Raw genomic sequence first — 26,463 nt, forward strand, 5'->3', positions numbered from 1 at the left:
ATAATAACCGGCGAATGATTCGATCGCAGGGTAAGGAGACAAGACCATGCCGCACAACGAACGTTCCCGTCATATCACCGAAGGCGTCGCTCGCGCGCCCAACCGGGCCATGTACTACGGCCTCGGCTATCGCGAAACCGATTTCGCCAATCCCATGATCGGCGTGGCCAACGGCCATTCCACCATCACCCCCTGTAATAGCGGCCTGCAGCGGCTCGCCGACGCGGCGATCGAGGCCGTGCGCAGCGCCCAGGCCAACCCGCAGGTCTTCGGCACGCCCACCATTTCAGACGGCATGTCGATGGGCACCGAAGGCATGAAGTATTCGCTCGTGTCGCGCGAGGTCATCGCCGATTGCATCGAGACCGCGGTGCAGGGCCAGTGGATGGACGGCGTGGTCGTGATCGGCGGTTGCGACAAAAACATGCCGGGCGGCATGATCGCGCTGGCGCGCAGCAACGTGCCGGGCATCTATGTCTACGGCGGCACCATCAAGCCGGGCCGGCACAAGGGCAAGGACCTCACCATCGTGTCGGTATTCGAGGCGGTCGGCGAGTTCACCATGGGGCGCATGGACGAAACCGAGTTCAAGCAGATCGAGCAGTGCGCTATCCCCGGCTCCGGCTCCTGCGGCGGCATGTACACCGCCAACACCATGAGCTCGGCGTTCGAGGCCATGGGCATGAGTCTGCCGTACTCCAGCACCATGGCCAACGAAGACGACGAGAAGGTCGCGTCGGCGGCCGAGTCGGCGCGCGTGCTGGTCGACGCGGTGCGGGCCAATCGCAAGCCGCGCGACATCATCACGCGTGAATCCATCGAAAACGCCGTCGCGGTCATCATGGCCACCGGCGGCTCGACCAACGCCGTGCTGCATTTCCTGGCGATCGCCCATGCCGCCGAGGTGCCCTGGACCATCGACGATTTCGAGCGCATGCGGCGCAAGGTGCCGGTGATCTGCGACCTGAAGCCTTCGGGCCGCTATGTCGCCACGGATCTGCATCGCGCCGGCGGCATTCCGCAGGTGATGAAGATCCTGCTCAACGCGGGTCTGCTGCATGGCGAGTGCATGACCATCTCGGGCCAGACCATTGCCGAGGTGCTTGCCGCCGTGCCCGATCAGCCCGACCCCGGGCAGGACGTGATCCATCCGATCGACCAGGCGCTCTATCCGCAGGGACACCTCGCCATCCTCAAGGGCAATCTCTCGCCCGAGGGCTGCGTGGCGAAGATCACGGGGCTCAAGAATCCGGTCATCACCGGTCCGGCGCGGGTGTTCGATTCCGAAGACGACGCGATGGCCGCCATCATGGCGCGCCAGATCCAGCACGGCGACATCGTGGTGATCCGCTATGAAGGCCCGAAGGGCGGCCCGGGCATGCGCGAAATGCTCGCGCCCACTTCGGCCCTGATCGGCCAGGGGCTGGGCGAAACCGTCGGCCTCATCACCGACGGCCGTTTTTCGGGCGGCACCTGGGGCATGGTGGTGGGGCACGTCGCCCCGGAAGCCTATGTCGGCGGTCCGATCGCGCTGATACGCGAGGGCGATTCGGTTACCATCGATGCCCACAGGCTGCTCTTGCAGCTCAATCTCAGCGACGAGGAAATGGCGGCTCGTCGCCGCGACTGGAAACAGCCCAGTCCGCGCTATACCCGAGGCGTCCTGGCCAAGTTCGGCCATCTCGCCAGCTCCGCCAGTCGTGGGGCAGTTACCGATGCATTTGAAGAGTAGTTTGGCGGCGCTGGCCGTGGGGCTGGCGCTCGCGGGCGCCCAGGCCCCGGCCCAGGCGCAGACCACCGGCCTGGACCTGGCCAAGAACAAGGCCTGTATGGCCTGTCACCAGGTCGAAAGCAAACGGGTGGGGCCGCCGCTCAAGAGCGTGGCCGAGCGCTATGCCGGCCAGGCCGAGGCGGCCGATTACCTGGCAAACAAGATCCGGCATGGCGGCCGCGGCGCCTGGGGCGCCGTGCCGATGCCGGCGCAATCCCAAGTCAGCGCCGAAGAGGCGCGCCAATTGGCCGAGTGGGTGCTGAGCCTGTCGCCCGCCAAGCCCTGAGAAAGGAAACATCATCATGTCGCAATCGACGGAAGTGGCGCTGCTGGGTGGCGGCTGCTTTTGGTGCGTGGAAGCCGTGTTCAAGGACCTGCGCGGTGTGGTGAGCGTGTTGCCCGGCTACGCCGGCGGTCACGTCGACAACCCGAGCTACGAACAGGTCTGCCGCAAGGACACCGGCCACATCGAGGTGGCGCGCGTGGAATTCGATCCGGCCGAGCTGAGCTTCAGCGACCTGCTGCGCGTGTTCTTCGCCACGCACGATCCCACCACGCCGGGCCGCCAGGGCAACGACGTCGGGCCGCAATACGAGTCGGCCATCTTCTGGCAGAACGAAACCCAGCGTGACCAGGCCCAGGCCGTGATCGACGAGGTCAACGCCGCGCACATCTACGACGCGCCCATCGTGACCAAGCTGCTCCCGCCCGCGCATTTCTGGCAGGCCGAGGATTACCACCGCGATTACTTCGCCCTGCATCCCGACCAGGGCTATTGCCAGTTCGTGATTGCACCGAAGGTGGCCAAGTTCCGCAAGCAATTCCACGACCGCCTGGCGCGCTGAGCCTCGCGGCGCAACGCGGCTGATCGCGGCCCGACAAAAAGCCCCACGGCATCGCTGCCGTGGGGCTTTGTCGTTTGCTGCCGCGCAGCCGGTCGATCACTCGACCGTCTTGAGCACGCCGCGGCGCATCTGGTCGAGCTCGATCGATTCGAACAGGGCCTTGAAGTTGCCCTCGCCGAAACCCTCGTTGCCCTTGCGCTGGATGATCTCGAAGAAGATCGGGCCGATCTGGTTTTCGGTGAAGATCTGCAGCAGCAGGCCGCCGCCGGGGGCGCCGTCGAGCAGGATGCGGTTCTTGCGCAGGCGATCCACGTCTTCGCCGTGATCCGGCATGCGGCGGTCGAGCAGCTCGTAATACGTTTCCGGGGTGTCGAGGAACACGACGCCGGTCTTGCGCAGCGCTTCGATCGTGGCGTAGATGTCTTCGGTCGCCATGGCGATGTGCTGGATGCCCTCGCCGCGGTACAGGTCCAGGTATTCCTGGATCTGGCCCTTCTCCTCGGTGCCTTCCTCGTTGATCGGAATGCGGATGTTGCCGCACGGCGAGGTCATGGCCTTCGACTTCACGCCGGTGACCTTGCCTTCGATGTCGAAGTAACGCACTTCACGGAAGTTGAACAGGCGCTCGTAGAACTCGGCCCATTCGGCCATGCGGCCCTTGTGCACGTTGTGCGTGAGGTGATCGACCAGCGACAGGCCGGCGCCGACGTGGTTGAGGTCCTGCTGCGCATTGGCGGGGTCGAGCGGCTCGAAGTCCACGTCGTAGATGCTGATGTCGCCGATGCCGCCGTGGCCGGTCTTGCCGCGCCAACGGTCCACCAGGTAGATCAGCGAGTCGCCGATGCCCTTGATGGCGGGGATGTTCAGTTCCATCGGGCCGCTGTGCGAGTCGAAGCCCCAGGCGCCCAGCTCGAGGGCGCGCTTGTAGGCCGCCGCCGCGTCTTCCACGCGGAAGCCGATGGCACAGATCGACGGGCCATGCAGGCGCGCGAAACGTTGTGCGAAGGAATCCGGTTCGGCATTGATCAGGAAGTTGATCCCGCCCTGGCGGTATAGGGTCACATCCTTGTGGCGGTGCTTGGCGATCGCCTTGAAGCCCAGCAGTTCGAAAACCTTGCGCAGCGCGGCGGGATCGGGGGCGGTGTATTCGATGAATTCGAAACCCGAGGTGCCCATGGGATTGTCCCAGGGCTGGAATTGGCTGCTCATGGCTGCCTCCGTTGTCATGTTGTGTGCCTGGCTCGATGAGCACGAGCGAACGCAAATTGTAGGCAGAGGGGGCGAGCAGATGATTGCAAATATGCCCCGAAACACGGTTATCCCGGCAATATAATTGCCGAAATACGCATATCAGGAGCTATCAATGCCCGAAATCGATCTGGACCGAACAGATCGGCGCATTTTGGCCGAGCTGCAGCGCGATGGACGCCTCAGCAACCAGGAACTGGCCGAGCGCGTGGCGCTGTCTCCCAGCCCATGCCTGCGCCGGGTCCGGCGGCTCGAGGAGCAGGGATACATCAAGCGCTATGTCGCGCTGGTCGACGCCGAGCGGGTGGGGCTGGGCCTGCTGGCCTACGTCACCATCAAGCTCAACAAACACGTGGGCGGCAGCCACGCGCCCATGAGCGACTTCGCCCGCGACGTACAGCTCTGGCCCGAGGTGGTCGAGTGCTACGCGATGTCCGGCGACATGGACTACCTCATCCGGATCCAGGTGGCCGACCTGGCGCACTTCTCGCGTTTCGCCATGGACACGCTCATGCAGCACCCCGCCGTGGTGGACATGAAGTCGTTCTTCGCGCTCCAGCAGATCAAGGAAACCACCGAGCTGCGGATCTGAGCCTGTCTCCTTATATAGAGGGGCCGGTCTCCGACAGGGAACCGGCCGGCGGCGGGGCATGGCGCTCCTTATATATATGGGTCTCTTATATATAGGGTGGCGGTGCGAGCCGCTGGTGGCAAGAGGAGGCTGGCCGGACCGATCGCCCGTGCGTCCATATATAGCGCGCGGCAATCTTCGGCCGTCGCGCCGGGCCGCGGTCATAGTGGTACGCACCCTTTTTTGCGGTTTTATTAAAAAAAGTGCGCCATCGGCCACCCGGCCAAAAAAACCGTGCTATAGTTCGCCCCCTTCGCTGCTCACACATTGATGCGAGCGACGAAGCCGAAGCGGCAAGCAGCTGTTTCCTGGTCTCAAAGCGGTTGCCACTTGAGTGGGACGCGAGACGGAAAAAGCGGCTTTCAACGCAGGAGAGTGGGGCTTGGCCCAGGTGTGAGTCGAATGACCCGCCGGACTTTTCAGCGTTGCACGGTGAGCTGCAGGATGTGCGACCTGAGTTGCATGGTCTGCAAAAATCGTGTTATAGTTTCGGGCTTGGCAGTAATCAAAACATCAGGGTTTACCCGGATGCAGCGAAAGCAGCCAGGGCCGCTCGAAGCGGCGGCATGTTGGGAGTCAGGCGTAGATGCCGCGAACGACAAGCTGCTCACGATGAGCTGCAGATTGTGCGATGTAAGTTGCACGAAATGCAAAAATCGTGTTATAGTTTCGGGCTTGGCAGTTGTCGAAAATTCAGGGTTTACCCTGATGTTTCGAGAAAGGCCAAGGTGCTGAAAGGCACGGCGCTCAAGCAGATGGTGCGGTCGGCAACGACGGCGCTGGAAGCGAGAGAAGAAGCGGTGAGTTGCTCGGTGATGAAAATCTTCAAAACTGAGTTGACAAACGAAAAAAACTTCTTCATAATCTCGTTTCTCTGCTGCTGACAACGCAGCGACAGCGACGAAGCGAAAGCGAGTCACTGAAGCGAAGTTGGCAGCGAAGTCGAAAGACTTCGAGCGTAGCAGGCAAGAATTTGGCAGTACCGCTCTTTAACAACTAAACAACCGATAAGTGTGGGCACTTGATGCGAGTGCGCTGCCACCGGGTTTCGGCTCGGTGGCAAAAGCAAAAGTATCAAAGTGCCGACACAATAGAAGTAAGGTAGTAATACCTCACTTCCTTTGAGAAGCAAGCGAAGTCGCTGTCTACGGATGGCGGCGAAAAACAGAGATTAAACTGAAGAGTTTGATCCTGGCTCAGATTGAACGCTGGCGGGATGCTTTACACATGCAAGTCGAACGGCAGCACGGACTTCGGTCTGGTGGCGAGTGGCGAACGGGTGAGTAATGTATCGGAACGTGCCTAGTAGCGGGGGATAACTACGCGAAAGCGTAGCTAATACCGCATACGCCCTTCGGGGGAAAGCGGGGGACCTTCGGGCCTCGCACTATTAGAGCGGCCGATATCGGATTAGCTAGTTGGTGGGGTAATGGCTCACCAAGGCGACGATCCGTAGCTGGTTTGAGAGGACGACCAGCCACACTGGGACTGAGACACGGCCCAGACTCCTACGGGAGGCAGCAGTGGGGAATTTTGGACAATGGGGGCAACCCTGATCCAGCCATCCCGCGTGTGCGATGAAGGCCTTCGGGTTGTAAAGCACTTTTGGCAGGAAAGAAACGGCACGGGATAATACCCCGTGCAACTGACGGTACCTGCAGAATAAGCACCGGCTAACTACGTGCCAGCAGCCGCGGTAATACGTAGGGTGCAAGCGTTAATCGGAATTACTGGGCGTAAAGCGTGCGCAGGCGGTTCGGAAAGAAAGATGTGAAATCCCAGAGCTTAACTTTGGAACTGCATTTTTAACTACCGAGCTAGAGTGTGTCAGAGGGAGGTGGAATTCCGCGTGTAGCAGTGAAATGCGTAGATATGCGGAGGAACACCGATGGCGAAGGCAGCCTCCTGGGATAACACTGACGCTCATGCACGAAAGCGTGGGGAGCAAACAGGATTAGATACCCTGGTAGTCCACGCCCTAAACGATGTCAACTAGCTGTTGGGACCTTCGGGTCTTGGTAGCGCAGCTAACGCGTGAAGTTGACCGCCTGGGGAGTACGGTCGCAAGATTAAAACTCAAAGGAATTGACGGGGACCCGCACAAGCGGTGGATGATGTGGATTAATTCGATGCAACGCGAAAAACCTTACCTACCCTTGACATGTCTGGAATCCCGAAGAGATTTGGGAGTGCTCGCAAGAGAACCGGAACACAGGTGCTGCATGGCTGTCGTCAGCTCGTGTCGTGAGATGTTGGGTTAAGTCCCGCAACGAGCGCAACCCTTGTCATTAGTTGCTACGAAAGGGCACTCTAATGAGACTGCCGGTGACAAACCGGAGGAAGGTGGGGATGACGTCAAGTCCTCATGGCCCTTATGGGTAGGGCTTCACACGTCATACAATGGTCGGGACAGAGGGTCGCCAACCCGCGAGGGGGAGCCAATCCCAGAAACCCGATCGTAGTCCGGATCGCAGTCTGCAACTCGACTGCGTGAAGTCGGAATCGCTAGTAATCGCGGATCAGCATGTCGCGGTGAATACGTTCCCGGGTCTTGTACACACCGCCCGTCACACCATGGGAGTGGGTTTTACCAGAAGTAGTTAGCCTAACCGCAAGGAGGGCGATTACCACGGTAGGATTCATGACTGGGGTGAAGTCGTAACAAGGTAGCCGTATCGGAAGGTGCGGCTGGATCACCTCCTTTAAGAGCTTAGCGCTCGATGTCAAGTGTCCACGCTTATCGGTTGTTTGAAATATAGCTGCTGGATCGTACAGATCCGAGAGTAAGAGTCTGGGGTCTGTAGCTCAGTCGGTTAGAGCACCGTCTTGATAAGGCGGGGGTCGTTGGTTCGAATCCAACCAGACCCACCAAAGTTATTCCGAGCGATCGGGGTATGGGGGTGTAGCTCAGCTGGGAGAGCGCCTGCTTTGCAAGCAGGATGTCATCGGTTCGATCCCGTTCACCTCCACCAGTGCTTCGCGCACTGCCTGGTAGATACTAAGCACGCAAGAGTTCAACGATTAGTGCTGCGAGTCAGTATTAATCGTTGGGTTTAGGCCTGACAGCTATATTTGTTCTTTAACAATTTGGAAGAAGCACAACGTAAAGTGTTCATCAAGTAATCAACGCAAGTTGACGAAGATGAATACGGGTTGTGATTGCATGATTTTGTTCCAAAGTCTCAAGTTTCGATGGTCACGCAAGTGGCGATCGAAAAATAGCTTTGATGAACGGCACAAACGCGAAATGTCAACAAGCGTCCTATAAGACTTTAGTGTTATAGGATCAAGCGACTAAGTGCACATGGTGGATGCCTTGGCGATCACAGGCGATGAAGGACGTGGTAGCCTGCGAAAAGCTACGGGGAGCTGGCAAACAAGCTTTGATCCGTAGATGTCCGAATGGGGAAACCCACCGCGCAAGCGGTATCCCTGACTGAATACATAGGTCAGTGGAAGCGAACCGGGTGAACTGAAACATCTCAGTAGCTCGAGGAAAAGAAATCAACCGAGATTCCGAAAGTAGTGGCGAGCGAAATCGGAAGAGCCTTCATGTTTTAGCCATCAACATAGTTGAACAGTCTGGAAAGTCTGGCCGTAGCAGGTGATAGCCCTGTAGACGAAATGTCGATGGTGGAACTAAGCATGAGAAAAGTAGGGCGGGACACGTGAAATCCTGTTTGAAGATGGGGGGACCATCCTCCAAGGCTAAATACTCGTGATCGACCGATAGTGAACCAGTACCGTGAGGGAAAGGCGAAAAGAACCCCGGAAGGGGAGTGAAATAGATCCTGAAACCGTGTGCATACAAACAGTCGGAGCCTCCTTGTGGGGTGACGGCGTACCTTTTGTATAATGGGTCAGCGACTTACATTCAGTGGCAAGCTTAACCGGATAGGGAAGGCGTAGCGAAAGCGAGTCCGAATAGGGCGTTCAGTCGCTGGGTGTAGACCCGAAACCAGATGATCTACCCATGGCCAGGTTGAAGGCACGGTAACACGTGCTGGAGGACCGAACCCACTAGTGTTGAAAAACTAGGGGATGAGCTGTGGATAGGGGTGAAAGGCTAAACAAATCTGGAAATAGCTGGTTCTCTCCGAAAACTATTTAGGTAGTGCCTCAAGTATTACTGCAGGGGGTAGAGCACTGTTATGGCTAGGGGGTCATGGCGACTTACCAAACCATGGCAAACTCCGAATACCTGCAAGTACAGCTTGGGAGACAGAGCACCGGGTGCTAACGTCCGGACTCAAGAGGGAAACAACCCAGACCGCCAGCTAAGGTCCCAAATTATCGCTAAGTGGGAAACGAAGTGGGAAGGCATAGACAGTCAGGAGGTTGGCTTAGAAGCAGCCACCCTTTAAAGAAAGCGTAATAGCTCACTGATCGAGTCGTCCTGCGCGGAAGATGTAACGGGGCTAAGCGATAAACCGAAGCTGCGGGTGTATATCTTTGATATACGCGGTAGGAGAGCGTTCTGTAAGCCTGCGAAGGTGGCTTGTGAAGGCTGCTGGAGGTATCAGAAGTGCGAATGCTGACATGAGTAGCGATAAAGGGGGTGAAAAGCCCCCTCGCCGTAAGTCCAAGGTTTCCTGCGCAACGTTCATCGGCGCAGGGTGAGTCGGCCCCTAAGGCGAGGCAGAGATGCGTAGCTGATGGGAAGCTGGTTAATATTCCAGCACCGTCGTACAGTGCGATGGGGGGACGGATCGCGGAAGATCATCAGGGTGTTGGATGTCCCTGTTGCTGCATTGAAGATGGCGCTTAGGCAAATCCGGGCGCGTAAATCAAGGGTGTGGCTCGAGCGAGCATGTCTCGCGAAGTGATTGGAAGTGGTTCCAAGAAAAGCCTCTAAGCTTCAGCTGTACGAGACCGTACCGCAAACCGACACAGGTGGACGGGATGAATATTCCAAGGCGCTTGAGAGAACTCGGGAGAAGGAACTCGGCAAATTAATACCGTAACTTCGGGAGAAGGTATGCCCCGGTAGTGTGAGGCGCCTGCGCGCTGAGCATGATGGGGTCGCAGAGAATCGGTGGCTGCGACTGTTTATTAAAAACACAGCACTCTGCAAAGACGAAAGTCGACGTATAGGGTGTGACGCCTGCCCGGTGCCGGAAGGTTAAGTGATGGGGTGCAAGCTCTTGATCGAAGCCCCGGTAAACGGCGGCCGTAACTATAACGGTCCTAAGGTAGCGAAATTCCTTGTCGGGTAAGTTCCGACCTGCACGAATGGCGTAACGATGGCCACACTGTCTCCTCCCGAGACTCAGCGAAGTTGAAGTGTTTGTGATGATGCAATCTACCCGCGGCTAGACGGAAAGACCCCATGAACCTTTACTGTAGCTTTGCATTGGACTGTGAACCGGTCTGTGTAGGATAGGTGGGAGGCTTTGAAGCGAGGTCGCTAGATCTCGTGGAGCCAACCTTGAAATACCACCCTGGTTTGTTTGCGGTTCTAACCTTGGTCCGTTATCCGGATCGGGGACAGTGCATGGTGGGCAGTTTGACTGGGGCGGTCTCCTCCCAAAGCGTAACGGAGGAGTTCGAAGGTACGCTAGGTACGGTCGGAAATCGTGCTGATAGTGCAATGGCATAAGCGTGCTTGACTGTGAGACTGACAAGTCGAACAGGTGCGAAAGCAGGACATAGTGATCCGGTGGTTCTGAATGGAAGGGCCATCGCTCAACGGATAAAAGGTACTCTGGGGATAACAGGCTGATACCGCCCAAGAGTTCATATCGACGGCGGTGTTTGGCACCTCGATGTCGGCTCATCTCATCCTGGGGCTGTAGCCGGTCCCAAGGGTATGGCTGTTCGCCATTTAAAGAGGTACGTGAGCTGGGTTTAAAACGTCGTGAGACAGTTTGGTCCCTATCTGCCGTGGGCGTTGGATACTTGACGGAGCCTGCTCCTAGTACGAGAGGACCGGAGTGGACGTACCTCTGGTGTACCGGTTGTCATGCCAATGGCATTGCCGGGTAGCTAAGTACGGAAGAGATAACCGCTGAAGGCATCTAAGCGGGAAACTCGTCTGAAGATTAGGTATCCCTGGGGGCTTGACCCCCCTGAAGAGTCGTTCAAGACCAGGACGTTGATAGGTCGGGTGTGGAAGCGCAGTAATGCGTTAAGCTAACCGATACTAATTGCTCGTGAGGCTTGATCCTATAACTCTCAAGTCTTAATTAACCATGTAGAGCGCAACTAACCCTTGCCCCTCGCATGTGACGCTGGCGACATTTCTGCCAGTGCCGTTCAAACATACATCAACGCAACCCATACACACTTTACGTGCTCTCGATGACCCGCCTGGCCACAAGCCCGCGGTGACACGAGCGCGTGCTGCTTCTTCCAAATTCAAGTGTTTGACTCCGCGTCAACCGCTTACCCGGTTACGCCTGACGACCATAGCAAGGTGGCCCCACTCCTTCCCATCCCGAACAGGACCGTGAAACGCCTTCGCGCCGATGATAGTTGGCATTCGCCTGTGAAAGTAGGTCATCGTCAGGCTTTTATTCCTCAAAACCCCACTGGATACCCTCCAGTGGGGTTTTGTTTTTGGGGCGCGCAAAGCGGCGTGCTGCCAGGCGCTGATGCGCGCAGCCGCGTCGATGTCGATGTCGATGCCCATGCCGATGCCCATCCCCATGCCGATGCCGATGCCGATGCCGATGCCCATCCCGAGACCGCTGGGCTTGGCCGAGGGGCTTCGGCTTCCCGTACGGGCCTGGGCGCAGCACCCTCGTGGACGGCTGTGCTTTGTAGAGCAACAGCGCATGAAAAAACACCCCGCAGGCTGCGCCTGCGGGGTGTTTTGCTTTTCAGGCGCTCAGAGACCCGCGTCGTCGAAGTAGGGCTCGAGGAACGACGCGTAGTAGTCGGCGAAGCCCGGCGCGAGCAGCTCGAGATGGCCGCTGCTGGGATAGAACAACACCACCGGGTTTTCGCCGCGTTCGACACGCGAGGTGTCGAGGCAGACGGGCTCGTTGTCGTCATCGTCGCGCTGGATTACGAGCAGGTGGGCCGGCAGGGCGTGCGTGCACCAGGCCTCCCGGTAGTAGAGCGAGTCGGCGCAGGCGCCCGCAAGCGGATCTTCGGCCTCGATCGACGAGATGCGCAGCGCGTCCAGCCCGCCGCCGCCGCGCAGCAGAACGAAGTCTCGATAGCTGCCGCGGATCTCGATGTTCAGGGCCTTCTCGACGGCGGCGATGGCGGCGTCCGTCGACGGGCCGTCCCATTCGACTTCCAGCGAATCGTCGACGGCCGGCAGCCGGTCGACCTTGGCGAGCAATGCAGTGAGGGATGTGTTCATGATCTCGGCGGGCCCCGCGTTGGCGGGCCTCGGGCGTGTTTGGCGTGTCTGCACTCTAGCAAACGACGACATGGCAGCGTGTCGAGTGCTGGCACACCCGGGATGAACTGACGCCATCGCGCTGCTTTGCGTGCTGGCCGGATCGCCGGCGGCACGACTCGCGGTGCACGCCGGAGCAGCGGACGGTGCGCGTGTGGCACACGCCGGATCGGCGGAGGGAGCAGGAGCCGAAACGCGTGCGGATGCTTCCTGCAAGCCCTCGTACCCAATTAACAACGCCCATCGGTCCGGCATTTCAGGGGCTCGGGCGACGTTGTTATTGTGCGGTAAGATTGGCTGAACTTATTCGATGGAGCAGTTATCGTGAGCGATTCCCAGATCCCCCCGCCGGGTCAGACCGGTTCTACCGGCCCGGACCTGCGTACGCTGACCCATATCGCCTATGGCCTGTTTGCCCTGGGCTTTCTGACCAGTGGTGTCCTGTGGGTTGCAACGCTGGCGTCGGTCGTGCTGATGTATGTGAAGCGCTCGGACACCGCGGGCACGATGTACGCCCAGCATTTCGATTGGCTGCTCCGCACGTTCTGGTGGTCGCTGCTGTGGCTGGCCATCGCGGCCATCGCCACGCTGATTGCGATCGGCTGGCTCGGCGTGGTCATCGCGCTCGCGTGGGTGGCCTATCGCGTCATTCGCGGCTGGCTGGCGCTGTACTCCGGCGCCGCCCCGTCGAGCTACCACTGAGCCGACGGCCCCGCCTGGTGCGTGATGCGTGCAAGAGCCGGCTGCGGGCCGGCTCTTTGCATTTGGCGCGCAGAAAGGAGAGCGGGGCGCGGATCATCCCGCCCGGCTCGCCGTCAGGCGACCTCCGGCACCGATCTCGACGGCGGGCACCCCCTGCCGCCCGCACGCGTCTCTGGTCGCAACGGCGCATGCCGACGTGCCCCGATGATGTAGGTCCGGATCGAGATTCACTGGGGAAACCGTGCTGTTCGTAACGGCGACACTGTCCTGCGAGACGGCGGCGACCTGCAGGTTCCGGCTCGCGGCGGAACAGTTCGAGCGCCAAACGTCTCGAGAAATAATAAAGGGGACGCTAGTCTTTGCGGCTGGCGCGGGCCGCCGCCGCTTGCGCACCAGCGACCTCACTGGACGACGGAACACGCGTGCGCGGCTCCCCGAGCGCCAAACGTCGGTCAGCCGTGCTGGCGAGCGCACAGGGGCGGGACGATGCGCGAGCGCGTGCGACGTTCACTCGGGTACCCAATAGGCACTCAAGACGCGCAGGCGTGCTTGAGAGACGGTCAGCGAAGGGTGGGGCGGGCGTGTGCCTGCTGAGATCGCTCATGCCGCCTGTGCGGCTGTCCTGAACCCGTTGCGGGCGCAACCTGATGCGCGAGCCTGCCGGGCATGAGACGGGCATGAGGCGGGCACCACGGGGGATCGGGTCGTGGAGCAGGTGTTCGGCGCGCGGGAGCGCGCGTCGAACGGTCGCGCAGCGCCATACCGCCACGAGGCATCGTCCGGTCGGGGTACCGGTCGGCCTGGGTGTTGCAGGGGGTGCGGTGGGGAAGCTGCGCGGGACCGGCCTTGATGGCCGTCCGGTGCGAAGACGCGCGGATGAGGCACGCGTTTCGCGCTACGCCGCCAGGACAGGAGCGGCGTGGATGTCGGGAAAGGGACGTACGTTGTACGCCCTATCCTCGATCACTTCAGATGCGCGTTGACCAGCTTGGTCAGTTCGAACATCGTGACCTGATCTTTGCCAAAGATCGGGCGCAGCTTGGCATCAGCGTTGATGTTGCGCTTGTTGCTGGCGTCTTGCAGGTTGTGCGCTTTGATGTAATCCCAGATCTTCTTGGTGACCTCGGTGCGCGGCACGGCTTCCGAACCGATGACAGCCGCCAGCTCGGCGCTGGGGGTCAGGGGCTTCATAAACGCGGCATTCGGTTTACGCGTGGTCGCGGTTTTGGAGGGTGTGGCCATAATGCGGCGCTCCTTCTCTGGCTTGTTGGAAAAATATGTCCTGCGGGCCGCAGCATAACGTGTCTCTACAGTAAAGACAAAGGCATTTATCCTCTGTAGCAACTAAAATCAGCCATCGATCTCCGCCTATTGCACCCAGTGTAACCGCCCATGTACGCACGCTCAGCACTTGAATCCATACGGCTTTTTCATGACGAATTGACGGCATTGCGCCGCGATCTGCACGCCCACCCCGAGTTGGGGTTCGAAGAGGTCCGCACCTCCGGCATCGTCGCGGGCCAGCTCGAGGCGCTCGGCATCGAGGTGCACCGCGGGGTCGGCAAGACCGGCGTCGTGGGCGTGATCCGCGGCCGCGGCACCAGCAGCGGCCGCATGATCGGCCTGCGTGCGGACATGGATGCGCTGCCCATGTCGGAAGACAATGATTTCGGACACAAGTCGACCAAGCCCGGCCTCATGCATGGTTGCGGCCACGACGGCCACACGGCCGTGCTGATCGGCGCGGCGCGCTACCTCGCGCAGACGCGCAACTTCGACGGCACGGCCGTCCTGATCTTCCAGCCCGCGGAAGAGGGGCGGGGCGGCGCCAAGGCCATGCTCGATGACGGCCTGTTCGACACCTATCCCTGCGATGCAGTCTACGCGCTGCACAACTGGCCCGGGCTGCGGCCGGGCACGATCGGCGTGAACCCGGGCCCGATGATGGCGGCCGCGGACCGCTTCGAGATCACCATCCAGGGCCGCGGCGGCCACGGCGCGCATCCGTATCAAACCATCGACCCCGTGACGATCGCCGGGCAGCTCATCACCGCGTTGCAGACCATCGTGTCGCGCAACGTGAACCCGCTCGATTCCGCCGTGGTGTCGATCGGCTCGATGCAGGCCGGCCACCCCGGCGCGATGAGCGTGATCCCGCGCGAGGCCAAGCTGGTGGGCACCGTGCGCACGTTCCGCAAGTCGGTGCAGGAGATGGTCGAGACCCGCATGCGTGAGCTCTCGACCTCGATCGCGCAGGCCTTCGGCGCCACCGCCGAGCTCAATTACGAGCGCATCTACCCTGCCACGCTGAATACGCCGCAGCACGCCATGCTGGTGGCCGACATCGCCACCGAGATGATCGGCAAGGAAAACGTGGTGCGCGACCTGACCCCGTCGATGGGCTCGGAAGATTTCTCGTTCATGCTGCAGCAGCGTCCGGGTGCATACTTCCGTCTCGGGCAGGGCGGCGCCGAATCGGGCTGCGTGCTGCACAATTCCCACTTTGATTTCAACGATGCCGTGATCCCGCTGGGCAGCGCGATGTTCTGCGCCCTGGCCGAACGCGGCATGCCGCTGGCCGAATGACGGGCCGTACATCCATGTCCACTTTGAATATGACTCAACTCACCATTACACGGCCCGACGACTGGCACCTGCACCTGCGCGATGGCGCCGCGCTCGAAGCCGTGGTCGGCGATACCGCGCGGCAGTTCGCGCGCGCCATCATCATGCCCAACCTGAAGCCGCCGGTGACCACCACCGAGCAGGCGCTGGCCTATCGCGCGCGCATCGACGCGGCGCTGGTCAAGGCGGGTGGCGATCCCAAGGCGTTCACGCCGCTCATGACGCTCTACCTCACCGACAACACGCCCGCTGCCGAGATCGAGCGTGCGCACGCGTCGGGCCAGGTCTATGCCGTGAAGCTGTATCCGGCAGGCGCGACGACCAACTCCGATGCCGGCGTGACGGACCTGCTGGGCAAGTGCGCGCCGGCGCTGGCCGCGCTCGAGAAGTGCGGCATGCCGCTGCTGGTGCACGGCGAAGTGACCGATCCCGCCATCGACGTGTTCGACCGCGAGGCCGTGTTCATCGACCGCGTGATGGTGCCGCTGCGCCGCGCCTTCCCGGCGCTCAAGGTGGTGTTCGAACACATCACCACCAAGGACGGCGCGGAGTATGTGCGCGACGCCGAGGGCCCGATCGCCGCGACGATCACGCCGCAGCACGTGCTCTACAACCGCAACGCCATCTTCACCGGCGGCGTGCGTCCGCACTGGTACTGTCTGCCCATTCTCAAGCGCGAGGTGCACCGCGAGGCGCTGGTCGCCGCCGCCACCAGCGGCAGCACGCGCTTCTTCCTCGGCACCGACAGCGCTCCGCACGCGCGCGGCCTGAAAGAACACGCCTGCGGCTGCGCCGGCTGCTACACCGCGCTGCACGCGATGGAGCTCTACGCCACCGCGTTCGACCAGGTCGGCCGCATCGACAAGCTCGAAGGCTTCGCCAGCTTCCACGGTCCCGACTTCTACGGCCTGCCGCGCAACACCGGCACGCTCACGCTGGTGCGCGAGACGTTCCAGATCCCGGAAGAGCTGCCCTTCGGCAACACCACGCTGGTGCCGCTGGCCGCCGGTGAGTCGCTGTCCTGGCGCGTGGCGGCCTGAGCGCTGCCTCGATCCGGAGCCGGTCGCGAGCCTGCTCCGGCCGCAAAAAAAGCCGGCGCGCTGCGCCGGCTTTTGTTTTTCCGCAGACAGGCGCTCAGGCGCCGCCGGCCTGCTTGGCTTCGAGGGCCTCCCAGCGCGCGAACTTCTCCTCCAGTTCGCCTTCGATGCGTTTGAGCTCGGCGTTGACCCGGTCGACTTCCTGCGGCGCTTCGCGATACAGGCTGCCATCGGCAAGCTTGCCCGCCAGCGTGGCCTGCTCGGCCTCGAGCGCGGCGATGGCGTCGGGCAGGGCCTCGAGTTCGCGCAGCTCCCAGCTGTTGATCTTGGTGGCGCGGGCCGGCTTGGCGCGAGCCGGCGCGGCCGCCTTGGCGGGCGCGGCGGCGGCGGGCTTGGCCGCTTCGACCGGCTGCGGACGCTGCGCGAGCCACTCGTCGTAGCCGCCCACGTAGTCGCGCCAGCGGCCCTCGCCTTCGGCGGCGATGGTCTGGGTGACGACGTTGTTGAGGAAGGCGCGATCGTGGCTCACCAGGAGCACGGTGCCGCTGTATTCCTGCAGCAGCTCTTCGAGCAGCTCCAGCGTTTCGATGTCCAGGTCGTTGGTGGGCTCGTCGAGCACCAGCACGTTGGCGGGCCGGGCGAACAGGCGCGCCAGCAGCAGACGCGCGCGTTCGCCGCCGGACAGGCTCTTGACCGGCGAGCCGGCGCGCGCGGGCGAGAACAGGAAGTCGCCGAGATAGGTCATCACGTGCTTGCGCGTGCCGCCGATCTCGATCCATTCGCTGCCCGGATTGATGATATCGACCAGCGAGGCCTCTTCATCCAGTTGCGCGCGCATCTGATCGAAGTAGGCCACCTCGATGTTGGTGCCCATGCGCACGCTGCCGGTGTCGGGCTCGAGCTGACCGAGGATCAGCTTGAGCAGGGTGGTCTTGCCGGCGCCGTTGGGGCCGATGATGCCGATGCGGTCGCCGCGCAGGATGGTGGTGGAGTAGTCGCGCACCACGGTACGGTCGCCGAAGGTCTTGCTCACGTCCTTGAGCTCGGCCACCATCTTGCCCGAGCGCTGGCCTTCGGCCAGGGCCAGGTTCACGTCGCCGACGCGTTCGCGGCGGTCGGCGCGTTCCACGCGCAGGCGCTCGAGCCGGCGCACCCGACCTTCGTTGCGGGTGCGGCGCGCTTCCACACCCTTGCGGATCCAGACCTCTTCCTGCGCCAGCAGCTTGTCGAAGCGCGCCTGCTCGAGCCGTTCGGACTCGAGCCATTGGGCCTTGCGCTCCTGCCATTGGCTGAAATTGCCGGGGAAGCTCAACAGGCGGCCGCGGTCGAGTTCGACGATGCGGGTCGCGATCGCGTCGAGGAAGCGCCGGTCGTGGGTGATGATGATGGCCGCGCCCTTCCAGTTGCGCAGCAGCGCTTCGAGCCAGGCGATGCCTTCGAAGTCGAGGTGGTTGGTGGGCTCGTCGAGCAGCAGCAGGTCGGGCTCGTTGACCAGTGCGCGCGCCAGCGCCACGCGCTTGCGCGTGCCGCCCGACAGGCCGGCGATCAACGCATCGCCCGGCAGCCCGAGCTTTTCGAGCGCGGCGCGTACCCGCGACGGACGCTGCCAGTCTTCGGGATGGGCGTCGGGTTCGCAGACCGTGTCATAGACCGTGAGCGTGTCGTCGAGCACCGGTTCCTGTTCCACCGTGACCACGCGCAGGCCCGACATGCGCGCGATGTCGCCGTCGTCGGGTTGCGTGCGGCCATCGAGCAGGCGCAGCAGCGAGGACTTGCCCGCGCCGTTGCGGCCGATGAGGCCGATGCGTTCGCCTTCCTGGATCGCGAAATCGGCATGATCCAGCAGCGGGTGATGGCCGAAGGCCAGTTGGACGTCGGTCAGGGAGATCAGAGTGTTGAGGGCCATGTAGCGCAAAGCTCGAAGAATCGACCCGTATTGTCGCAGGAACCGGGGGGCGGGGCGGGCCTGGCCCGGTTTGGTCTAAAATGCGCCTCGCGAGGTGGGTCGGGCAATCGCGGTGGCGTCATGTCATCGAGGAAGGTCTGGACTCCACAGGGCAGGATAGCGGCTAACGGCCGTCCGGCGAGCGGGTGACTCGTACACCCGGGAAGCCGAGGAACAGGGCCACAGAGACGAGTCTGCGGCGCGGGCGCGCAAGCGCACTTGTACGGCCATCTCCGTACTGAGCCGTCCGGCAACGGGCGGCGGCGCAGCAGGGTGAAACGCGGCAACCTCTATCCGGAGCAACATCAAATAGGCATGCGCACGGCCCTCGGGCCGGAAAGGGCGGCTCGCTCGAGCATGCGGGTAGGTGGCTACAGCACGTCAGCAATGGCGCGCGCAGAGGAATGATTGCCCGCCGGGGCGACCCGGCGTACAAAATCCGGCCTATAGACCCGCCTCGCACTCCCCCCGGCCGGGGGATTTTCTTGCCCCACCCCGGGGCACCCTCCCCACGCCTCCCGGATTTCCATACATTGCCGCCCGCGCCTCCCTGTAAGCGCTCGCAGGTGGCGCACATTCTTCAAGCGGGACATTTAGATATGGCTGCAAGCTCCTGATTTAACAGGATGTTTTGTTCAGTCCCATTTTTACAAATTGGCCTAAGTCCTTGTTGTGATTGAAAAAATTGCAACCATGCGCTTGACCCGTCTATGTCGTTCCCGTAGAGTGGGAAAAAGTAGGAAATTGTGCAATTAAGTGGGGCAAACAGGTGTTCCAAGGAAGCAGTGCGCTCACGTTGGATGCGAAGGGACGGATCTCGATTCCGACCCGGCATCGTGACGCCCTGGTTTCGCAGGCGGAAGGTCGCCTGACGCTCACCCGCCACCCCGACGGCTGCCTGTTGGTTTACCCGCGCAACGAATGGGAAAAGAAACGCGAGCAGATCGCCGCTTTCCCGATGACCGCGCGGGCGCTTCAGCGACTGTTGCTGGGCAATGCTCAGGACGTGGAGATCGACGGCTCCGGCCGAGTCCTGATCGCACCCGAACTGCGCAACGCTTCCGGTATGACGCGCGATGTGATGCTGCTCGGTATGGGCGCGCACTTCGAGCTCTGGGATGCCGCTTCCCTGGCCCGCCGCGAGGCAGAGGACCTGGCTCAGGGAATGCCGGATGTGTTGAATCAGTTTTCGTTCTGAAACCACTATGGAATTCGAGCATCGGCCCGTTCTGCTGGAGCCGACGGTGGACGCCTTGTTGCAGCCGGACTTTGGCGGCAAGGGGGCCAGCCGTTCGCGGGGTCCCGCGGACAATGCCGCGTCGGCGCGCGCCGAACGCGGCATTTTCGTGGATGGCACGTTCGGCCGTGGCGGTCACAGCCGCGAGCTGCTGAGCCGCCTCGGGCCGCAGGCGCGCCTGATCGTGTTCGACAAGGATCCTCAGGCGATCGCGGTGGCGCAGGCGCTGGCCGCCGCGGACGCCCGGGTGACGGTGGTGCATGGCGGCTTTGCCACCATGACCGAGGAATTGACGGCGCTTGGCATCGATCTGATCGATGGCGTGATGCTGGATCTGGGCGTGTCTTCGCCCCAGATTGATGATGCCGGGCGCGGCTTCTCGTTCATGCGAGATGGCCCGCTCGACATGCGTATGGATACGAGCCGCGGCCCCACGGTCGCGGAATGGCTGGCCGAGGCCAGTGTGGACGAGTTGCGGGAGGTCATCGCAGATTATGGCGAAGAACGGTTTGCTTTTCAGGTTGCAAAGGCGATTGCTGCTCGCCGCGCAACACGGCCGCTGCGCACCACGCTCGAACTTGCCGAGTGCGTCGCCAGCGCCGTCCGCACGCGCGAAAAGGGGCAGCATCCGGCCACACGCACCTTTCAAGCTCTACGGATTTACATCAATCGGGAACTCGAAGAGCTCGCACGCGCCCTCGCGTCAGCTCTAGAGCTGCTTGCCCCTGGGGGGAGGTTGGCGGTGATCAGCTTTCATTCGCTGGAAGACCGCATGGTCAAGCAATGCATCGCGGCGGCCGCCAGGCCGGCCGCGGCGCACGCACGCCTGCCCCTGCGCGAAAGCGAGTTGCCCAAGCCGGTCGTGCGCTCGCTGGGCAAGGTCGTCGCCACCGATGAGGAAGTGGCGGGCAATGCCCGTTCCCGTTCGGCCATTCTGCGTGCCGCCGAACGCACCGACACGCCGCTCTCCAACGAGGGCGGTGATGCGTTTGTCCAAGCAATTCGCGTACCCGGCGAAGCGCCTCCCAAGGGGAGACGCCGCTGATGGGTCGCGCCAGCCTGATCGTCGCCGCGCTGCTGATGCTGTCCGCCATTTCCCTGGTGACCAGCCGCTATCAGTCGCGCCAGCTCTTCATCGAGCTGGGGCGCGGCCAGGCCGAGGCGCGCGATCTCGACACCAACTGGCGCCGGCTGCAACTCGAGCGCGCCGAGCTGGCACGCAATGCGCGCGTGGATCATGCCGCGCGCGAAGAATTGAAGATGATCCCGATCGTGCCTGACCGCACGATCTATATGAATCAGCCGCAGGTCGCGGGCGGAGGGGCGCAATGAAGCGCGTGCCGTTCTTCGACAATCCCGTGCTGCGCGGACAGCTGCCGACCTGGCGCGCGCGCCTGGTCCTGATCCTGCTGTTCTGCGGTTTCGTGGTGCTGGCCGGCCGCGCGCTGTTCCTGCAGGGCCTGTCCACCGAGTTCCTGCAGCAGCAGGGCGAGCGCCGCTACGAGCGCACGCTGACGCTGTCGGCCACGCGCGGCAAGATCCTCGACCGCAACGGCGTGGTGCTGGCCTCCAGCGTGCCGGCCCGCGCGATCTGGGCGATCCCCGAAGACACGCGCCAGTCCACGCCCGAGCAGCTCAACGTGCTGTCCAAGCTGCTCGACACGCCGATCGCCGAGCTGCGCCGCCGCCTGGCCGACGAAGACCGCAACTTCGTCTACCTCAAGCGCCAGGTGCCGATGGACGTGGCGGACAAGATCAAGCAGCTGGCCATGCCGGGCGTGCACCAGCAGCCCGAGTCGCGCCGCTACTACCCGGAAGGCGAGGTCACGGCCCACATCGTCGGCTTCAACAACGTCGAAGACCAGGGCCAGGAAGGCGTCGAACTGACGTTCAACCAGCAATTGCAGGGCCGCCCGGGCTCGCGCCGCGTCATCAAGGACCGCCTTGGCCGCGTGATCGAAGACGTGCAGGCGGTGACGCTGCCGGTGGATGGCCGCGACCTGCGCCTGTCGATCGACACGCGCCTGCAGTATCTGGTGTTCAAGGAGCTGCAGGCCGCGCGCGAGAAGCACCAGGCCCGCGCCGCCACGGCCGTGGTGCTGGACGTGCACACCGGCGAGATCCTGGCGCTGGCCAGCCTGCCGTCGTTCGACCCGAACCATCGCGAGACCTTCCAGATGGCCTCGCTGCGCAACCAGGCCATCACCGATACCTTCGAGCCCGGCTCCATCATGAAGCCGTTCACCGCCGCGCTGGCGCTCGACCTCGGCCGCATCACGACCAACACGCTGTTCGAGACCGGCAACGGCCGCTTCCAGTACCAGGGCTCGACGATCAGCGACGTGAGCCGCAACGGCACGCTCGACGTGGCCGGCGTGCTGCGTAAGTCGAGCAACATCGGCATGACCATGATCTCCGAGAAGCTGCAGTCCAAGGAGATGTGGGATCGCTTCACCGAACTGGGCCTGGGCCAGGCGCCGCAGCTGGGCTTCCCGGGCGCCGCGCCCGGCCGCCTGCGTCCCTGGGACCGCTGGCGCTTGATCGAGAAGGCGACCATGGCCTACGGCTATGGCCTGTCGGTGTCGCTGCTGCAGGTGGCGCGCGCCTACACGGTGTTCGCCCGCGACGGCGACATGGTGTCGCTGACCCTGGTCAAGCGCGACAGCGACCCGACCAGCGTCAAGATCTACAGCCCCAAGACCTCCGGCATGGTGCGGGCGATGCTCGAGGCCGCGGCCGGTCCGGATGGCGCCAAGGCGGCGCAGGTCCAGGGCTACCGCGTTGCCGGCAAGAGCGGCACCGCGCGCAAGATCGTCGACGGCAAGTACAGCACGCAGCGCTATCGCAGCTCGTTCGTGGGCTTTGCCCCGGTTTCCAACCCCAAGATTGTCGTGGCAGTTTCGATCGATGAGCCGCAAGTCGGCGGCTATTACGGCGGCGCGATCGCGGCCCCCGTGTTTTCCAGCATCACCGGCGGCAGCCTGCGCCTGATGGGCGTGCAGCCCGACGCGCCGTTCGAGTCCACCATCGTGGCCGGCGTGCCCGAAGGAGGCCAGCGATGAGCCAGCTGACGCTGCTTTCGCGCGTGCTCGCGCCGGCCGGCGCGGCCGCCCCGCATATCGACTGGCTGCGCGAACGCGTGCCCGCCGACGCGGACCTGCGCCTGGATTCGCGCGAGCTCGCGCCCGGCGACGTGTTCGTCGCCTGCGCCGGGCTGGCCAGCGATGGCCGTCTATATATAGAGAAGGCGCTGGCCGCCGGTGCCGGCGCGGTGCTGTACGAGGCCGAGGGCGCGCAGGTCGCGGGCAACGATGCGCGCGTGCGCGCCGTGCCCAATCTGCGCGGCATGCTCGGCGAGCTGGGCGACCTCTGGTACGGCGAGCCCTCGTCCAAACTGACCGTGGTGGCCGTGACCGGCACCAACGGCAAGACCTCGTGCGTGCACTGGGTGGCCCAGGCCCTGACCCGCATGGGCCGGCCCTGCGGCACCATCGGCACGCTGGGCGGCCTGCTGCCCGACGGCCAGTCGCTGGGCGGTCACCTGACCACGCCCGACGTGCTGACCCTGCACCGCCTGCTGGCCGCCATGCTGCGCGAAGGCGCCCAGGCCGTGGCCATGGAAGCGTCGTCGATCGGTATCGAACAGGGCCGCATGGACAACGTGCGGCTGGCCGCCGCCGGCTTCACCAACCTGACGCGGGATCATCTCGATTACCACGGCACGATGGAGCGCTACGAGCAGGCCAAGGCCGAGCTGTTCCGCTGGCCCGGGCTGCGCGCGGCCGTGGTGAACGCCGACGACGCCGCCGGCGCGCGCCTGCTCGCGAGCCTGCCGGCCGCGCTGCGCGTGAGCTATTCCGTGCAGGACCAGCCCGCCGATCTGCTGGCGCGCGACCTGCAGGCCACCTCGCACGGCCAGGTCTTTTCGCTGGTGACGCCCGAGGGCGAGGCGCAGATCGTCACGCGCCTGCTGGGCCGCCACAATATTTCGAACCTGCTGCTGGTGGCGGGCATGCTGCTCAAGCTCGGCTGGCCGCTGTCGCAGGTGGCGCGCGAGCTCGCCGCCGCCACGCCGGTGGACGGCCGCCTGCAGGCGGTGCCCGCGCCGGCGCTGCCGCAGCTCTCGCAAGCCGCCTCCGGCGCGCTGGTGGTGGTGGACTATGCCCACACGCCCGACGCGCTGTCGCGCGCGCTGACCGCGCTGCGCCCGTTGGCGCAGGCCCGCGGCGGCGCGCTGATCTGCCTGTTTGGCTGCGGCGGCGACCGCGACGCCGGCAAGCGGCCCGAGATGGGCCGGATCGCCGCCGAGCTCGCCGATCGCATCGTGGTGACCAGCGACAATCCGCGCAGCGAGTCGCCGCAGGCCATCATCGACCAGGTGCTGGCCGGTGTGCCGCGCTCGACCCGTGCCGTGGTGCTGGTGGACCGCGCCCGCGCCATTCTCCAGACCGTCTGGGCCGCGCAGGCCGACGACGTCGTGCTGCTGGCCGGCAAGGGCCACGAGACCTACCAGGAAATCGCCGGCCAGAAGCTGCCGTTCGATGACCGGGAGTGGGCCCGCGCCGCACTGCTGCTGCCGCACGTGGCCTCGGTGAGCACGGACTCGCGTTCGCTCGCCGCCAACGATCTGTTCGTGGCCCTGAGCGGCGAGAACTTCGACGGCCACGACTATCTCGCCCAGGCACAGGCCGGGGGCGCATGCGCTGCCGTGGTCGCGCACCCGGTGGCCGGCAGCGCGCTGACGCAACTGGTGCTGGGCGATACCAAGGTCGCGCTGGGCCGCCTCGGCGCCGCCTGGCGCGCCCGCTTCAAGCTGCCGGTCATCGCCGTGACGGGCAGCAACGGCAAGACCACCACCAAGGAAATGATTTCCGGCATGCTGGCCGACTGGCAGGGCGAAGACGCCCGCCTCGCGACCGCCGGCAATTTCAACAACGATATCGGCGTGCCGCTGATGCTGCTGCGCCTGCGGGCGCGCCATCGCGCCGCCGTGTTCGAGCTCGGCATGAACCATCCGGGCGAGATCGCGTACCTGGCCGACATGACGGCGGCGTCCGTGGCGCTCGTTACCAATGCCCAGCGCGAGCACCAGGAATTCATGCACACCGTGGAAGCGGTGGCGCGCGAGAATGGCGCCGTCATCAGCGCGCTGCCCGCCGATGGCGTGGCGGTGTTCCCGGGCGACGAGCCGTACACCGGCATCTGGGAGGCCCTCGCCGGGCCGCGCCGCATGCTGCGTTTCGGCCTGCAGCCGGGCCTGGACGTGTATGCCGAAGCGATCGAAGCCGATCCCGAATTCACGCGCTGCCAGGTGGTGACGCCGGTCGGCCGCGCCGAACTCGTGCTGCCGCTGCCCGGCCTGCACAACCTGCGCAATGCGCTCGCGGCCATCGCCTGCGCGCTTGCCGCGGGCGCGCCGCTGACCAGCGCACTGCGCGCGCTGGAGGGATTCCAGGCGGTGAAGGGACGGATGCAGCGCAAGAGATTGAGTGACGGAACGCTGCTGATCGACGACACCTACAATGCCAATCCCGATTCGGTTCGTGCCGCCATCGACGTGCTGGCGCGACTGCCCGGTCCGCGCGCGCTCGTGCTCGGCGATATGGGTGAAGTCGGAGACAACGGGCCCGCCATGCATCGCGAGGTGGGCGGGTATGCGCGCGATCATGGGATCGACGCGTTGATCACGCTGGGTGAAGCGTGCCGGGCGGCTGCGGCCGAGTTCGGCGCGTCGGCACGCGCGTGCGCATCGGTAGACGAAGTCGTAGCCGCTCTGCGCGGCGCGCGCCCGTCCAGCGTATTGGTAAAAGGTTCGCGCTTTATGCGCATGGAGCGGGTAGTGACGGTTTTGAGCAATAACGGCGGCGACCAGCCGCAAGGCCAGGGGGACAAGCATGCTGCTTGAGATCGCCCGCTGGCTATCCGACGATGTGCGCGCCATTGGCGTGTTCGAGTACATCACCTTGCGCGCGGTGCTTGCGTGCGCAACCGCTTTGCTGATCGGCCTGGTCGCCGGTCCCAAGGTGATCCGCAAGCTCACCGAAATGAAGATCGGCCAGGCCGTGCGTGCCTATGGCCCGGAATCGCACCTGGTCAAGAACGGCACCCCCACGATGGGCGGCGCGCTGATCCTGATCTCCATCGCCATCAGCACGCTGCTGTGGGCCGACTGGACCAACCGCTTCGTGTGGGTGGTGCTGCTGGTCACCTTCGGCTTCGGCTGGATCGGCTGGATGGACGACTACCGCAAGGTGGTGCATCGCGATCCCGAAGGGATGCCCGCGCGGCAGAAATTCTTCTGGCAAGCCACCATCGGTCTGGTGGCCGCGGTGTATCTGGCGTTCGCCGTGTCGGCGCCCGCCAACACCGAGCTGTGGCCGCTGTTCAAGGCCTGGGTGGTGAGCGGTTTCACCATGCCGCTGCCCACGCGCGCGGACCTGATCGTGCCGTTCTTCAAGTCGGTCAGCTATCCGCTCGGCGTGCTCGGTTTCGTGGCGCTGACCTGGGCCGTGATCGTGGGCACCAGCAACGCCGTGAACCTGACCGACGGCCTGGACGGCCTCGCCATCATGCCCACCGTGATGGTGGGCAGCGCGCTGGGCATCTTCGCCTACGTGGTGGGCCGGGTCGACTACTCCAAATACCTGCTGTTCCCGTACATCCCGGGGGCGGCCGAGCTCATGGTGCTGTGCGCGGCGATCGGGGGCGCGGGGCTCGCGTTCCTCTGGTTCAACGCCTATCCCGCCCAGGTCTTCATGGGTGACGTCGGCGCGCTCGCGCTGGGCGGCGCGCTGGGAACCATCGCGGTGATCGTGCGTCAGGAGATCGTGCTGTTCATCATGGGCGGCGTGTTCGTCGTCGAGACGCTGTCCGTGATGATGCAGGTGACATGGTTCAAGTACACGAAGCGCCGATACGGCCAGGGAAGGCGGATCTTCCGCATGGCGCCGCTGCACCACCACTTCGAGGTGGGCGGCTGGAAGGAAACCCAGGTCGTCGTGCGTTTCTGGATCATCAGCATGATGCTCGTGCTGATCGGTCTGTCCACCTTGAAGTTGCGTTGAACCCGAC

The 26,463-nt window shown here is 63.4% G+C and carries 18 protein-coding genes, 2 tRNA genes, 3 rRNA genes and 1 other RNA gene; 19 read left to right on the top strand and 5 right to left on the bottom strand.

The features are described from left to right. Positions 1-46 precede the first annotated feature (46 nt). Genes ilvD through msrA form a run of 3 tightly spaced genes read left to right on the top strand, consistent with a single transcriptional unit; the run spans position 47 to position 2,616 of the window. A complete protein-coding gene (gene ilvD, locus CEG14_RS03815; protein ID WP_094825007.1) occupies positions 47-1,732 on the top strand; it encodes a dihydroxy-acid dehydratase in 1,686 nt (561 codons plus the stop codon). After that, positions 1,716-2,057, top strand: coding sequence for a c-type cytochrome (locus CEG14_RS03820; protein ID WP_094825008.1), 342 nt, complete (start codon positions 1,716-1,718; stop codon positions 2,055-2,057). The genes ilvD and CEG14_RS03820 overlap by 17 nt, the downstream gene beginning before the upstream one ends. A 16-nt stretch (positions 2,058-2,073) precedes the next feature. Further along, a complete protein-coding gene (msrA, locus tag CEG14_RS03825; RefSeq protein WP_094825009.1) occupies positions 2,074-2,616 on the top strand; it encodes a peptide-methionine (S)-S-oxide reductase MsrA in 543 nt (180 codons plus the stop codon). 96 nt (positions 2,617-2,712) lie between these two features. Here the strand turns inward: msrA and hppD are convergent, their stop codons facing one another. Continuing rightward, positions 2,713-3,825, bottom strand: a complete 1,113-nt coding sequence (gene hppD, locus CEG14_RS03830) for a 4-hydroxyphenylpyruvate dioxygenase (RefSeq protein ID WP_094825010.1) — start codon at positions 3,823-3,825, stop codon at positions 2,713-2,715. A 154-nt stretch (positions 3,826-3,979) separates the two neighbouring features. Between hppD and CEG14_RS03835 the strand changes: the two genes are divergently transcribed. Continuing rightward, positions 3,980-4,456, top strand: coding sequence for an Lrp/AsnC family transcriptional regulator (locus CEG14_RS03835; protein ID WP_094825011.1), 477 nt, complete (start codon positions 3,980-3,982; stop codon positions 4,454-4,456). A 739-nt stretch (positions 4,457-5,195) separates the two neighbouring features. Here the strand turns inward: CEG14_RS03835 and CEG14_RS26230 are convergent. Next, a complete protein-coding gene (locus CEG14_RS26230; protein ID WP_179280527.1) occupies positions 5,196-5,357 on the bottom strand; it encodes a hypothetical protein in 162 nt (53 codons plus the stop codon). Between the two features lie 311 nt (positions 5,358-5,668). Between CEG14_RS26230 and CEG14_RS03840 the strand changes: the two genes are divergently transcribed. From CEG14_RS03840 to rrf, 5 genes are all read left to right on the top strand, one after another. After that, positions 5,669-7,199: ribosomal RNA gene (locus tag CEG14_RS03840) — 16S ribosomal RNA — on the top strand. Positions 7,200-7,289: 90 nt separating this feature from the next. Further along, positions 7,290-7,366 (top strand) — tRNA-Ile (locus CEG14_RS03845). A gap of 25 nt (positions 7,367-7,391) precedes the next feature. Then, a tRNA-Ala gene (locus CEG14_RS03850) sits at positions 7,392-7,467 on the top strand. Positions 7,468-7,779: 312 nt separating this feature from the next. Beyond that, positions 7,780-10,662: ribosomal RNA gene (locus CEG14_RS03855) — 23S ribosomal RNA — on the top strand. A 230-nt stretch (positions 10,663-10,892) separates the two neighbouring features. Further along, positions 10,893-11,005 (top strand): 5S ribosomal RNA (gene rrf / locus CEG14_RS03860). The 16S, 23S and 5S rRNA genes sit together here with 2 tRNA genes alongside, the layout of an rRNA operon. A gap of 319 nt (positions 11,006-11,324) precedes the next feature. Here the strand turns inward: rrf and CEG14_RS03865 are convergent. Continuing rightward, a complete protein-coding gene (locus tag CEG14_RS03865; RefSeq protein ID WP_179280528.1) occupies positions 11,325-11,807 on the bottom strand; it encodes an SMI1/KNR4 family protein in 483 nt (160 codons plus the stop codon). Between the two features lie 336 nt (positions 11,808-12,143). Between CEG14_RS03865 and CEG14_RS03870 the strand changes: the two genes are divergently transcribed. Continuing rightward, positions 12,144-12,548, top strand: a complete 405-nt coding sequence (locus CEG14_RS03870; protein WP_094825013.1) for a DUF4870 family protein — start codon at positions 12,144-12,146, stop codon at positions 12,546-12,548. Positions 12,549-13,511: 963 nt separating this feature from the next. Here CEG14_RS03870 and CEG14_RS03875 read toward each other — a convergent pair. Further along, on the bottom strand, positions 13,512-13,790 hold the full coding sequence (locus CEG14_RS03875) for an SWIB/MDM2 domain-containing protein (RefSeq protein ID WP_094825014.1): 279 nt from the start codon (positions 13,788-13,790) through the stop codon (positions 13,512-13,514). Between the two features lie 150 nt (positions 13,791-13,940). Between CEG14_RS03875 and CEG14_RS03880 the strand changes: the two genes are divergently transcribed. After that, positions 13,941-15,134: a M20 aminoacylase family protein gene (locus tag CEG14_RS03880; protein ID WP_094825015.1), complete on the top strand. Its 1,194-nt coding sequence runs from the start codon at positions 13,941-13,943 to the stop codon at positions 15,132-15,134. Positions 15,135-15,148: 14 nt separating this feature from the next. Further along, complete coding sequence (gene pyrC / locus CEG14_RS03885) at positions 15,149-16,213, top strand: dihydroorotase (protein ID WP_094825016.1); 1,065 nt, start codon at positions 15,149-15,151, stop codon at positions 16,211-16,213. A 94-nt stretch (positions 16,214-16,307) separates the two neighbouring features. On the opposite strand, the gene CEG14_RS03890 is transcribed toward pyrC, so the two are convergent. Further along, positions 16,308-18,116, bottom strand: a complete 1,809-nt coding sequence (locus CEG14_RS03890; protein WP_094825275.1) for an ATP-binding cassette domain-containing protein — start codon at positions 18,114-18,116, stop codon at positions 16,308-16,310. 91 nt (positions 18,117-18,207) lie between these two features. Between CEG14_RS03890 and rnpB the strand changes: the two genes are divergently transcribed. The 7 genes from rnpB to mraY all read left to right on the top strand — a co-directional run bounded on the left by rnpB (position 18,208) and on the right by mraY (position 26,456). After that, an RNA gene (gene rnpB / locus CEG14_RS03895) (RNase P RNA component class A) lies at positions 18,208-18,618 on the top strand. Positions 18,619-18,924: 306 nt separating this feature from the next. Next, positions 18,925-19,353, top strand: a complete 429-nt coding sequence (mraZ, locus tag CEG14_RS03900) for a division/cell wall cluster transcriptional repressor MraZ (protein ID WP_176461362.1) — start codon at positions 18,925-18,927, stop codon at positions 19,351-19,353. Between the two features lie 7 nt (positions 19,354-19,360). Then, positions 19,361-20,437, top strand: a complete 1,077-nt coding sequence (gene rsmH, locus CEG14_RS03905) for a 16S rRNA (cytosine(1402)-N(4))-methyltransferase RsmH (protein WP_094825018.1) — start codon at positions 19,361-19,363, stop codon at positions 20,435-20,437. Next, entirely contained in the window at positions 20,437-20,724 is a 288-nt protein-coding gene (gene ftsL, locus CEG14_RS03910; protein ID WP_094825019.1) for a cell division protein FtsL, read from the top strand. Before rsmH ends, ftsL begins: the two co-directional genes overlap by 1 nt. After that, positions 20,721-22,454 (top strand): peptidoglycan D,D-transpeptidase FtsI family protein, encoded by a 1,734-nt coding sequence (locus CEG14_RS03915; RefSeq protein WP_094825020.1) that lies wholly within the window; start codon positions 20,721-20,723, stop codon positions 22,452-22,454. The genes ftsL and CEG14_RS03915 overlap by 4 nt, the downstream gene beginning before the upstream one ends. Further along, positions 22,451-25,297, top strand: coding sequence for a bifunctional UDP-N-acetylmuramoyl-L-alanyl-D-glutamate--2,6-diaminopimelate ligase MurE/UDP-N-acetylmuramoyl-tripeptide--D-alanyl-D-alanine ligase MurF (gene murF / locus CEG14_RS03920; protein WP_094825021.1), 2,847 nt, complete (start codon positions 22,451-22,453; stop codon positions 25,295-25,297). Before CEG14_RS03915 ends, murF begins: the two co-directional genes overlap by 4 nt. Then, the gene (gene mraY, locus CEG14_RS03925; RefSeq protein ID WP_094825022.1) at positions 25,287-26,456 is read left to right on the top strand and encodes a phospho-N-acetylmuramoyl-pentapeptide-transferase; all 1,170 of its coding nucleotides are present in this window, start codon (positions 25,287-25,289) and stop codon (positions 26,454-26,456) included. Before murF ends, mraY begins: the two co-directional genes overlap by 11 nt. Positions 26,457-26,463 lie beyond the last annotated feature (7 nt).

The sequence above is a fragment of the Bordetella genomosp. 1 genome (assembly GCF_002261335.1).
Taxonomy (GTDB): domain Bacteria; phylum Pseudomonadota; class Gammaproteobacteria; order Burkholderiales; family Burkholderiaceae_B; genus Bordetella.

Excerpts from the sequence above, each read along its gene's own strand:
- ilvD (WP_094825007.1), top strand. The coding sequence starts at position 47 with ATGCCGCACAACGAACGTTCCCGTCATATCACCGAAGGCGTCGCTCGC.
- CEG14_RS03820 (WP_094825008.1), top strand. The coding sequence starts at position 1,716 with ATGCATTTGAAGAGTAGTTTGGCGGCGCTGGCCGTGGGGCTGGCGCTC.
- msrA (WP_094825009.1), top strand. The coding sequence starts at position 2,074 with ATGTCGCAATCGACGGAAGTGGCGCTGCTGGGTGGCGGCTGCTTTTGG.
- hppD (WP_094825010.1), bottom strand. The coding sequence starts at position 3,825 with ATGAGCAGCCAATTCCAGCCCTGGGACAATCCCATGGGCACCTCGGGT.
- CEG14_RS03835 (WP_094825011.1), top strand. The coding sequence starts at position 3,980 with ATGCCCGAAATCGATCTGGACCGAACAGATCGGCGCATTTTGGCCGAG.
- CEG14_RS26230 (WP_179280527.1), bottom strand. The coding sequence starts at position 5,357 with ATGAAGAAGTTTTTTTCGTTTGTCAACTCAGTTTTGAAGATTTTCATC.
- CEG14_RS03865 (WP_179280528.1), bottom strand. The coding sequence starts at position 11,807 with ATGAACACATCCCTCACTGCATTGCTCGCCAAGGTCGACCGGCTGCCG.
- CEG14_RS03875 (WP_094825014.1), bottom strand. The coding sequence starts at position 13,790 with ATGGCCACACCCTCCAAAACCGCGACCACGCGTAAACCGAATGCCGCG.
- CEG14_RS03880 (WP_094825015.1), top strand. The coding sequence starts at position 13,941 with ATGTACGCACGCTCAGCACTTGAATCCATACGGCTTTTTCATGACGAA.
- pyrC (WP_094825016.1), top strand. The coding sequence starts at position 15,149 with ATGTCCACTTTGAATATGACTCAACTCACCATTACACGGCCCGACGAC.
- CEG14_RS03890 (WP_094825275.1), bottom strand. The coding sequence starts at position 18,116 with ATGGCCCTCAACACTCTGATCTCCCTGACCGACGTCCAACTGGCCTTC.
- rsmH (WP_094825018.1), top strand. The coding sequence starts at position 19,361 with ATGGAATTCGAGCATCGGCCCGTTCTGCTGGAGCCGACGGTGGACGCC.
- ftsL (WP_094825019.1), top strand. The coding sequence starts at position 20,437 with ATGGGTCGCGCCAGCCTGATCGTCGCCGCGCTGCTGATGCTGTCCGCC.
- CEG14_RS03915 (WP_094825020.1), top strand. The coding sequence starts at position 20,721 with ATGAAGCGCGTGCCGTTCTTCGACAATCCCGTGCTGCGCGGACAGCTG.
- murF (WP_094825021.1), top strand. The coding sequence starts at position 22,451 with ATGAGCCAGCTGACGCTGCTTTCGCGCGTGCTCGCGCCGGCCGGCGCG.
- mraY (WP_094825022.1), top strand. The coding sequence starts at position 25,287 with ATGCTGCTTGAGATCGCCCGCTGGCTATCCGACGATGTGCGCGCCATT.